At 53.4% G+C, this 9,113-nt stretch carries 9 protein-coding genes; 5 read left to right on the top strand and 4 right to left on the bottom strand.

What is annotated here, in order from left to right; all coding sequences use genetic code 11:
* Positions 1-414 precede the first annotated feature (414 nt).
* On the top strand, positions 415-855 hold the full coding sequence (locus tag KK925_RS09035; protein ID WP_174582376.1) for an SIMPL domain-containing protein: 441 nt from the start codon (positions 415-417) through the stop codon (positions 853-855).
* Between the two features lie 520 nt (positions 856-1,375).
* Here the strand turns inward: KK925_RS09035 and cynS are convergent.
* The gene (gene cynS, locus KK925_RS09030) at positions 1,376-1,819 is read right to left on the bottom strand and encodes a cyanase (protein WP_174582375.1); all 444 of its coding nucleotides are present in this window, start codon (positions 1,817-1,819) and stop codon (positions 1,376-1,378) included.
* 444 nt (positions 1,820-2,263) lie between these two features.
* Between cynS and KK925_RS09025 the strand changes: the two genes are divergently transcribed.
* A complete protein-coding gene (locus tag KK925_RS09025) occupies positions 2,264-2,428 on the top strand; it encodes a YidH family protein (protein WP_174582374.1) in 165 nt (54 codons plus the stop codon).
* 639 nt (positions 2,429-3,067) lie between these two features.
* On the opposite strand, the gene KK925_RS09020 is transcribed toward KK925_RS09025, so the two are convergent.
* Positions 3,068-3,211 carry a hypothetical protein gene (locus KK925_RS09020; protein WP_174582373.1) on the bottom strand — a complete coding sequence of 48 codons (144 nt, stop codon included), beginning with the start codon at positions 3,209-3,211 and terminating at the stop codon, positions 3,068-3,070.
* A 14-nt stretch (positions 3,212-3,225) separates the two neighbouring features.
* Between KK925_RS09020 and KK925_RS09015 the strand changes: the two genes are divergently transcribed.
* Positions 3,226-3,486, top strand: coding sequence for a hypothetical protein (locus KK925_RS09015; protein WP_174582372.1), 261 nt, complete (start codon positions 3,226-3,228; stop codon positions 3,484-3,486).
* Between the two features lie 324 nt (positions 3,487-3,810).
* Complete coding sequence (locus KK925_RS09010) at positions 3,811-4,515, top strand: SIMPL domain-containing protein (RefSeq protein WP_174582371.1); 705 nt, start codon at positions 3,811-3,813, stop codon at positions 4,513-4,515.
* Positions 4,516-5,151: 636 nt separating this feature from the next.
* Here the strand turns inward: KK925_RS09010 and KK925_RS09005 are convergent.
* Entirely contained in the window at positions 5,152-6,399 is a 1,248-nt protein-coding gene (locus tag KK925_RS09005; RefSeq protein ID WP_174582370.1) for a patatin-like phospholipase family protein, read from the bottom strand.
* A gap of 910 nt (positions 6,400-7,309) precedes the next feature.
* On the opposite strand from KK925_RS09005, the gene KK925_RS09000 reads away from it, so the two are divergent.
* Positions 7,310-7,657 carry a hypothetical protein gene (locus tag KK925_RS09000; RefSeq protein WP_174582369.1) on the top strand — a complete coding sequence of 116 codons (348 nt, stop codon included), beginning with the start codon at positions 7,310-7,312 and terminating at the stop codon, positions 7,655-7,657.
* Here the strand turns inward: KK925_RS09000 and KK925_RS08995 are convergent.
* Positions 7,654-9,057, bottom strand: a complete 1,404-nt coding sequence (locus tag KK925_RS08995; RefSeq protein WP_174582368.1) for an Nramp family divalent metal transporter — start codon at positions 9,055-9,057, stop codon at positions 7,654-7,656. The genes KK925_RS09000 and KK925_RS08995 overlap by 4 nt on opposite strands.
* Between the last annotated feature and the right edge of the window lie 56 nt (positions 9,058-9,113).

Here is a 9,113-nt window from a genome sequence, read left to right as displayed (position 1 = left end):
GTACCCAAGCGCCAGATTGCTGGCTCGCAACGCATCTGGGCCAAGCTTTCCTCTTCTCGGCAAAAATCAATGACTCCTCTTCAGGAAGCTTTCAACGGTATCGGCCGTCGTCTCGTTCTGGCAAGAGGTTTCGGCCCATAAGAAGCTTAACACGTCGTGGAGTCTAGGGACAGGCTCCTTTTGTCCAGGCCTATCCTTTTAGGGAAACCCCGCAGGGACGCTTCTGCTTGCGAGTGTTTTGAGCGCCACTGTCGTCTACGCCCTGGGCTTCCCGACTGTCCGAGGTGTCAGCGTTTTGAGTCAAGGTGAGGTTGCCGCTGTCCCAGATCGCCCCGTACTAAGAATGGCAGCCATTAACCGATCTTAACGCTAGTCAAGCTGTCTGGGTAGTCAACCGAATTACTCGCGAATTGATTGCTCCAGCATGGGCGCGGGCCCCGGAAAGCACAAGTCCCGTCCGCAGCCATTATTCGTAGAGCTCAATACCACGAGAGCGAGAAGCCGCGTCGCTTCGTCGGATACCAGGGGACGAAGCACATCGAGATTCCAGTCCGGCATTTGTCCAAGCTTGCAGCTTTTCTTGCGGCAGCAACGCAGGCGGGCATCAGCCGCATCGACGATCCTAACTCCGAGCCATCTTTAGCCCCTACCTTGCAAAGAGAAGCTTTAGTTTCTGCTGCACCTGACGCGCAGGCCGACGCCCAGACGCTTGCACAAGCGCTGGGCGAGCGTTTGGCTCTTGACCGAGTGATCACTACCGTTGAAACCGCGCAGCTTGTTCTGCTAGCCCCCACACGGACGGCACAACCGAGCAACGAAACATCCGGATTGGAAGAAGGTCTAAACCGCTACTAGACCAGGGTCAGGGTACAGTTTGATCTTAAGCCGCCAGGACCATGAGGTTTGCTTTCGGTTCGCTTCGACGCAGGTACTCTTACCCATAGAGTTTGCCCACAACGGCGAAAATCTACCTTCAATTCATCGAAGCCAACTGATCAACCAGCGCTTGGAAGACCTCCCCCGTCGCGTGAGACGCGGCCAAGATGCAAAAGAGCAAATCATACTTCCTTGAGTTCTTTACCGGCGGTTCGGTAATCTTTCAAGTAAGAATACTTTTCCTCCTGAGTGGGGAATCGGAACTCTTAACGTGGCAGTCGGTGAGCTTGTAAAAAGCATTGCCTCTTCTCCACGGCCTAGAAAAAGGATCGATGAGCAGAGGATCCTCTACCGTCGCATTGGCAAGGGAAGCTCTCAATCGCTGAAAACCCGGGTCGGTCGTAACCCTGGTTTTGAAGGTCCGGTCGCCGTCTTTCCATAAAAAGGTCAGCGACTAAGCCAACGTCTCTCCGCCTATCTCATCCAAAAACCCACCGGCCTAGAAAACACGGTACGGCAAAAATTTGCCGTCCAAAGTGATTCGAACTCGATCGCCCTCCGGATGCGGCACCCGCTCCACTTTGATTTGGAAATCAATCGCGCTCATGATTCCGTCGCCAAAATCCTCGTGGATTAAGGCGCGGAGTGCCGGCCCGTAAACCAGAAGAATTTCATAAAACCTGTAGAGAACCGGATCCGTAGGGACTTGGGGAGTCCCAGCACCTCGATACGGGATCCATTGTAACTGCTCCACCGCTTCAGCGGGCAAATCAAGGAGCTGGCCTATTCTCTTTGCGTCGTCTTCGCTTAGGGGCATTTGCCCTAATAGGGCCGCGGCTGTCCACTCTCTGCTTTTCCCAATTGCTTTCGCCAGGTCAATCCAGCGCAGCCCCTTACGCCGCTTGGCTTCTAGAATCATTGACGTTAGCTCGAGCCGATTCATTATTTCTCCTCCTTTGTACGGCTTGGCTGGAACCTTTAGCGGGATTCACTTAGGCTCTCTTTTTTCCGTAGGCAAGTTCGGTGTGACCATGAGACAGGAGACAGGCAAGCAGAAGATAGACCTTGTCTCCATAACCCGTTCTCCGGAGGAGAAGCGGAGGGGTTTTTCCCAAAGAGATCCCTCTTTTTTCTTTCTTTCCGGCACCAAGCCCTCCCAAAGGCAGAAAGAGTGCTTTCGAAAGAGCTCTAATCGCAAGGTTATGGAAAGGAGCTCTTCGCTTGACAAAAAAGAGCAAGGACACATGAAACATCCTACCGATCCCTGAGAAGTCCGATCTTCCAACGTTCGGAAGCGCCCTCCTATCCTCCAAGAGCAGGACAACCGTTTTTTTTAAGAAAATCGAAAACTTTTTAAAACGGGTGCTTTATCAAAGGACCCAAACCCGTGAAAAAGCACTTTGGCGATCACTCGGCGAATGAGCAAAGCTTTCTTGCGTGGGCTCGGACCGCTATCGGAATTATAGCTTTCGGGTTCCTCTTCGAACGATACACGATCTTTGTCCATGTGCTCCCTCACGAAACTACGGGAAAACCTCTGGAACTGGGATAGCGAGGTGCTGCTCCCTTCGGTTTCGCCTTCCTGCTTCTAGGAGCTTTCACGATCGACTTTGCAACAATTCGCTATTGGTACGTGAAAGGCCGATTGATAGCCCTCATTGGGAAGAGTCGCGTTTCCTTATCTGGGAGAGCGCCTTTGGTTTTCTTTTAGCGGGAACCGGTTTTTTCCTGGCTTTGTATCTGGGTTAAAGAGTTTTCCTTCTGTGAGCGCAACCTGTTTCCCAAGGCTGCCCGGCTTCTTTGACTCCTGGGTCCACAAGATCTCCGCGGTTGGCCAATGATCCAGCAGGAAACTTGAGTTGTGAAGAGCAAACAATGTTTGAAAAACGGGCCCGTTCGGAGGATCGCTCGTGCTTTTTGTGTCGTTAAGCGCTGGCCGCTTCGAAGGAAAAATGACATCATGGTCCCGGCCACTACCAAGAGCTCGACCGGAATGACGCCGACCTTGGGAACCTCTATCTGCCCGACGAGCCCTCTGCGATCGCTGTTCATTCAGGAGCCGATCTCCTTGAGGGCTTTGACGATCCGCAACAGTTTGCTTGAGAGCGAACTTGGAAAACCCAAGCCAATTCCGCGTCTGAATCTGCTTTTGGATCGTCGCCTGCACAGCCGCGCGTAGAGGGCCACCCGATCAAGCTGTGAAGAGTTCCGAATGAACAATCACCGTTCCAGTACGCAACTCTTCTGCAGGAACAGGCAAACGCCCTCCCTTCCGCATCCGCCGAGCCGTCTTGTAGCCAACACCCTGCCACTTGGTCGACGCACTTAACTTCATTTGGATATGCTGTTATGAACATCCTCTTGTGTATCCCTCTATTTTTTGCTGTTGGCAACACTCCCCTGTATGTGACGTATCGAACCCTCGGCTTTCCAACGAAGTCGATCCACCGAAAGTTTCCTCAGCGTAGCCCGGCAAAGGGTAATACGGATCTCCTACTGCATGACCGAAAAAGAAAAGCGGCCGGTTCTTCCAGTAACTTTGAGGCTGCCATCGTACGCGTAGGGAAAGTTCAGATCGGGGACTTGGATGAGGACGGTGCTTTGCATTAGCTGCCTGAATGAGCATGCCACCGAGGGCGCCAACGCAAGGAGTTTTCCGCTTCCGCATGCTGGAAGCTAAGCTATTCTCCTTAAAAGGATGCGATGCAGCCCTTACAGCTACCAAGCAGGCCGCAGAAAAGGTGGTAACGGGATAACTCCGACTCAACCCGCCAGGAAGGCCTATACTACTTAAAAAACCAGAGATCTCCCAGGGAAAACCACACCAGTGTTGACAATCCCGGCCTAGTTGCGAGTTTCGAGCTGAGCAGGAGCTTGACCTGGGGCGCAAGGTCTCCCTACGATAAAGGATCTTTTGGGTACGCTTACAATTCTATGCAAGCTTTCGTACGAGGGTTTGTCCTTGCCAGTCTCTTAACGGCCAGTATTACCCGGGGCAGTGATACGCTCCCTCTCCCAGGCATTACCGTCTGGGGTCACGGTGAAGTGAGTGTGGTCCCAGACCGAGTGCTACTAAGAATGGCAGCCATGGCTACGGACCTCAACCCTGGCCAAGCTCTCTCTGCAGTGAATCGAGTCGCTAGCGAGTTTGTCGCTCGAGCGCGGGCCTTGGGTGTGGGAGAGCGAGAGATCCGTTCCGCGGCGATCACCCTCAGAGCTCAATACGACGAAAGCGACAAGCCGCGGCGCTTCCTCGGCTACCAGGCTACACATCCGATCGAAATTTTACTCCAGGACTTATCCAAGCTCGGAGCTCTTCTTGAAGCCGCCAAGCAGGCAGGCATCAACCGTATCGAGGATCCCCACTTTGAGTCCTCTCGAGCTTCTGCGTTGCGCAGGGAAGCTTTAGCTGCTGCCGCGCGCGACGCCGAAACCAATGCCCAAACCCTTGCGCAAGCACTCGGTCTCCGACTGGGCCTGGCACGAGTGGTCAGTACCGCTGAGAGCCCGCAGCCTGTAGTACTTGGGGCCGCTCCGCTAGCAGCATCGAGCAACGAAATGTCGGGATTAGAGGTGGGCCTTATCCGCTACGAGGCTCAAGTCAAGGTTCAGTTCGATCTCAAACCGCCGGGGCCATAAGCTCTCCTTTCGTTTGCCAAGACTCCAGAGACTGGCCATCGTCGCCATTGCCCCGAAAGAAAGAAAACTCTTCCCAGCATCCGCGCATCGGCAAGCTATTGAAAAAGAATGGCCCGGACAAATTACCCAGCTGTCTTTCGTTTGGGCTATATGTCCGACTCGTGTTGCTCCAGGGTTCGCTAGCGAAACTCAAGCCGGCTTGAAAAGGCTTTTCTTGCTCAATGTTGGCGAGCCTCAGACTTCGGTTTGCTCGAGCTACAAATCAATGGTAATCCGATGCATGGTTCGTTTGAGCCTTGCCCTAATGGACTCCCGCAACCAACCGCCGTCTTGCCTAAAAGGATATCCATCCTGTAGGCTTTCCGGCGTCTTGTCCGAGGCTCAAAGCCGCTCTGGCAGCGCGACTCGTTATCGTCGAAGAGCTGCTCTATAGGAACGGCTGGTAGGGTTTTTGGGGAGCTCATAAGCCTTCACATTCGGGAATGGTCAAGGAGAGAGTTGTACTTCCAAGGAACAACGATCGTATTGCCGTTCCCTCAAAAAAGGACGGGTGTTCCTACAGCCTCCTTTGAAAGACACGTGACGTTTCGCCGGTTCCTGCATGCTCCTAGGGTCGTCCTTCCAGATGAGCGAAGATTAGGAAAAGGAGGGGCCGCGAAAGATAGCCGGCGGTTCGCTTATGGCTTTTTTCCAGGCATCCCAAGCAGCGTGAAAGCTTGAATAGCCAATTTCACATTCGAGCTTATCATAGTCCATGCGGACAGGCTGGTTCGGGACCAGATCCTCCATCCAGAGCGATGCATAGTTAACCATCCTTTGAAGATGTGCGGGCGCTAGTTCATCCATTCTCATCTGCGCCAGAATAGAAAATTCTTTTTCGTCTAAATTCCCGGGTGGCTTCCAGATCCCGTCAGGAGTAAGAACCGGGCTTATCATCGGGCACATGCGAATGATTCGGCTATCCGTCTCTGACCAAAGTCCTTGACTGCCCCCGGTTAGCACGTGAGCGAGAAAGGTAGCCGAATCAGGGGGATCATCCAGAATTACCGTGGCTGCTTTCCTAGCATCTTGAAGAAGCCCGCTTGGGGTGGGGTTGCGAAACAGAGGCGAACGGGTTTCACCAGCAGGAGCTGGAGGCAAAGCGACACGGCGTGTGCCAAGACTTAAAGCAACAATTTCTTGTGGATTTGCTCCCAGCACAATCGCTTCCGTCACCGCTGCCAGGACTGGGTTGTTGTATCCTCCCATTGCTCCATCCCAAAAGCGCATGCATCGCTTTTCCAAATACAGCTGGCTTGGAGCATCGAAGTAAGCCACGGGAGCCGTCGTCGAGGCGTCGACAACCTCAGCAACCGAAAAGTCGCTTTCCCCTCCTGAACCCCAACCCGGCGAACGCGTTACTTTCGATCGAAAGAAAGCGGCCACATTTCGGTCATAGTCAAAGGCAATTACTAAGAGATGAAGCGGAGCTTTGCTGTTGGGACGGGGCACTAAGGCAGCCGCTTCTGCCAGGATTCGTGTCTTCAACCCCGGAAGAAGCTCTCGGATCGCCCTTGCTTTTCCTTTTTCTTGGTAGCGAGGGATGAAGCCAAGAAAGGACAAAAGCCGGTAGAAAAGGTTTTGTGTTGGGGCAAAAAAGTTCCGGCGGGTTCTTTCATCCAGAAAGAGATTCTGGATCTTAGCCGGCGTCATGTTCTCCAGCAGTCCTGCAAGAACGAGACTCCCGGTCGAAGTTCCAGCGGCCAGATCAAATACGCGGAGAATCTCGTGTCCCGGTGTGTCCTTTCCGAAAAGCCTTCCTAGGGCCATAGCTAGGACCACTCCCCAGACTCCACCCCCATCTAAAGAAAGGATCCGGAAGATAGACTGACCCTGGTGGCGCAAAAGACCCGTCCTTTCAAAGCCACATAGCTGCCTGAGAAAGCCAATCTTGCGCGAGTCGGTGACGACCGGCGACTCGATGTGTTTCTGCTAAAAATCACGGCAGCTTGCTTCTCGGATAGCTCCAGACCTTCGGTTGCGAAATGCCATGTCTTTGAAAAAGGTCAAGCTCGTTATGGGTGCCCGTCCATGCCTCTCCATGAAGTCCGTTTCCGTAACCAGTGGTCCGGACCGCCGGAAAATGAGCTGAGAAAAGCCACGCTCGATCCATCCGAACCGCAACGTGTTTTCGTCGGAAAAAAGATCGCTTGCGCTGTCTCTACGAGCGGAACGAAGCGTTTATCCTTGTATGGCTTTGGGATAGCCTTCCCCTTATTCCGGTAGTCCTTTCGGGTGTAGCGGTCGAAAGCTTCAGACCGCTGTTGAGTGCTTTCCGAATGGAAAGAAAATCGCCCGCCCCTAGAAACTCCCTGGTTAGCATACTGGCTGGACCATCCTTGTCCCTTTTGTTCCCTTTTTGCAGGAGATTCAGGGCGCGCTGTCCCTGGCCGGGTTCGTCCCCTCTAACCCTGGGGAGTGAGAAGAGTTTCCAGTGACGGTCGGCTTTTTGGCAATGGAACACGTCGCAGTTTGGCGACAATACTCTGGCAACAACGACCACTCTCATTGGTTGTTACTAAGTGGAAATAAGAGAGCCTACCAGAAACTTGATCAGCGGAGACTGCCCAGTCGTACTGTTCGAGTCTTCTATCGACGGCAGCTAGATGGCCGTTTGTGCATGGGTTAGTTTCCGCTCTGTCTCGCTCCGCTCTCGCAACGATCGCTCGACTGCTAGAGGTAGGGATCCACAGTAGCGGATAGGCTTGGGGACGTTCCCGAAAGCCAAAGGACGGCTACCCGCGAGGAGGGACGGATGGCAGGCAGAGGTCTACTGCGTAAGAATTACTGGTATCGTCTGTGTTGGGCTCAGCTGCCCGCCATCCCCAAGAACGCTAACGCAAAGGAGGATCCATTCGGGGTGACCGCGTTCTCACTCAACCCATGGCCGAAAGAGGATTGGTATGCGTGTGCGGTTTTTGAGCAAAGCCACTTAGCCAGACAATGGATCGCATTTCCTGTTACGGTGATGCACGACCATCAAGATTTCCGCTTGCTCTTGCCAATCCTAGACTTTGCCTCTTGGTCGAGCGTTGCTAAAAAACCATGGGAGATCATGGCCGAGACACGTTCCACCCTCGGGCTTTTTTTCGAACGCGATTAAGAAATCGGGATGTGCAGAAAGTGGTAGAGCTCGTTGCGGAGAGAAACCGGGAGAAGAATATCCGCTAGAAGCTTCCCATTACAAAGAATAATCATCCAGGTAATAAACCAGGCAATCAAAGAAAGCCAGCGGGGATTGGCAAAAATCCCAACCTTGGCAGGATCGCTCGTAAACCGCACCAGGGGCCAAACGGCAAAACCCAACTGCGCGCTTAAAACCACTTGGCTTGCAACCAGAAGGTCCGTGGTCTTCTCTTCGCCAAAATAGCCAATCACTGCGACTGCGGGCAGAATCGCAAGAGCGCGTGTCAAAATCCTTCGCACCGCCGGTCGAAGCTTGAGGGATAGAAAGCCTTCCATCACCACCTGACCGGCGAGCGTTCCGGTCAAAGTCGAGTTTTGGCCCGAAGCTAAAAGGGCTAAGGCAAAAAGAATGCTGGCCAGCGGGTTCCCCAACAAAGGTGAGAGAAGGCGATAGGCTTCCTGAATCTCCCCTACTTCAGATCGCCCGGATCGATGAAAAACCGCGGCGGAAAGAATCAAGATCGCTGCGTTAATGAAGAAAGCGATCCCAAGCGCTAGCGTCGAATCGAACGTCGCATACCGAATCGCTTCCCGTTTTCCTTCTGAAGTAGGCTGATATTGACGCGTCTGGACGATCGCAGAGTGAAGGTACAGGTTGTGCGGCATGACTGTTGCACCCAAAATCCCGATGGAGACGTAGAGCATCTGTGGATTTGTGAGGATTTTGGGATGCGGGACAAGCCCCCTCACGATGCCCATCCAATCAGGCCGAGACAAGGAGAGTTCGGCAGCAAAACAACCGCCAATCACCAGAATCAGGGCAACCACACAAATCTCCAGATAGCGAAACCCTCGGTGTTGCAGGTAGAGCACTGCCAGGACATCAAGAGCCGTGAGCAAGCAACCCCACACCAGCGGAAGCCCAAATAAAAGCTGCAGGGCTATCGCTGAGCCCACAACCTCAGCCAGGTCACATGCCGCAATGGCAATCTCGCATAGGATCCAAAGGAAAATAACGACGCCGTCTGGGTAAGCATCCCGGCAAGCTTGAGCCAAATCCCTTTCGCCTGCAATTCCCAACTTCAAAGCCAGGTGCTGGAGCACCATGGCCGTGAGGTTGGAAAGAAAAATCACGCATAGAAGCTCGTATCCAAACTTTGCGCCGCCGGAAAGATCGGTGGCCCAGTTGCCGGGATCCATGTATCCCACCGCTACCAAATACCCAGGCCCTGCAAAGGCAAGAAGCTTGGCCCAAAAGGAAGGTTCCGTGGGGACTGGAACGCTTCCAAAAACTTCGGGAAGGCTATGGCTCTCCTTTGCCCTTAGCCAGGGCTGCGAGCGTGACCTAATTTTTTCCTTGCGAAGAGGCCAGCGCATAAAGACACAAAAGGCAGGGGATATTCTGGGAACGCTTCCCAACACCAAAGATTAAA

Origin of the sequence: Candidatus Methylacidithermus pantelleriae (assembly GCF_905250085.1) — a bacterium.
GTDB lineage: Bacteria > Verrucomicrobiota > Verrucomicrobiia > Methylacidiphilales > Methylacidiphilaceae > Methylacidithermus > Methylacidithermus pantelleriae.
The sequence above is the reverse complement of the archived record's forward strand: the minus strand, read 5'-3'. Positions and strand labels throughout refer to the sequence as shown.

Bases quoted from the DNA above. Each gene is read 5' to 3' on its own strand.
- KK925_RS09010 (WP_174582371.1), top strand. From the start codon at position 3,811: ATGCAAGCTTTCGTACGAGGGTTTGTCCTTGCCAGTCTCTTAACGGCC.
- KK925_RS09015 (WP_174582372.1), top strand. From the start codon at position 3,226: ATGAACATCCTCTTGTGTATCCCTCTATTTTTTGCTGTTGGCAACACT.
- cynS (WP_174582375.1), bottom strand. From the start codon at position 1,819: ATGAATCGGCTCGAGCTAACGTCAATGATTCTAGAAGCCAAGCGGCGT.
- KK925_RS09020 (WP_174582373.1), bottom strand. From the start codon at position 3,211: ATGAAGTTAAGTGCGTCGACCAAGTGGCAGGGTGTTGGCTACAAGACG.
- KK925_RS08995 (WP_174582368.1), bottom strand. From the start codon at position 9,057: ATGCGCTGGCCTCTTCGCAAGGAAAAAATTAGGTCACGCTCGCAGCCC.
- KK925_RS09000 (WP_174582369.1), top strand. From the start codon at position 7,310: ATGGCAGGCAGAGGTCTACTGCGTAAGAATTACTGGTATCGTCTGTGT.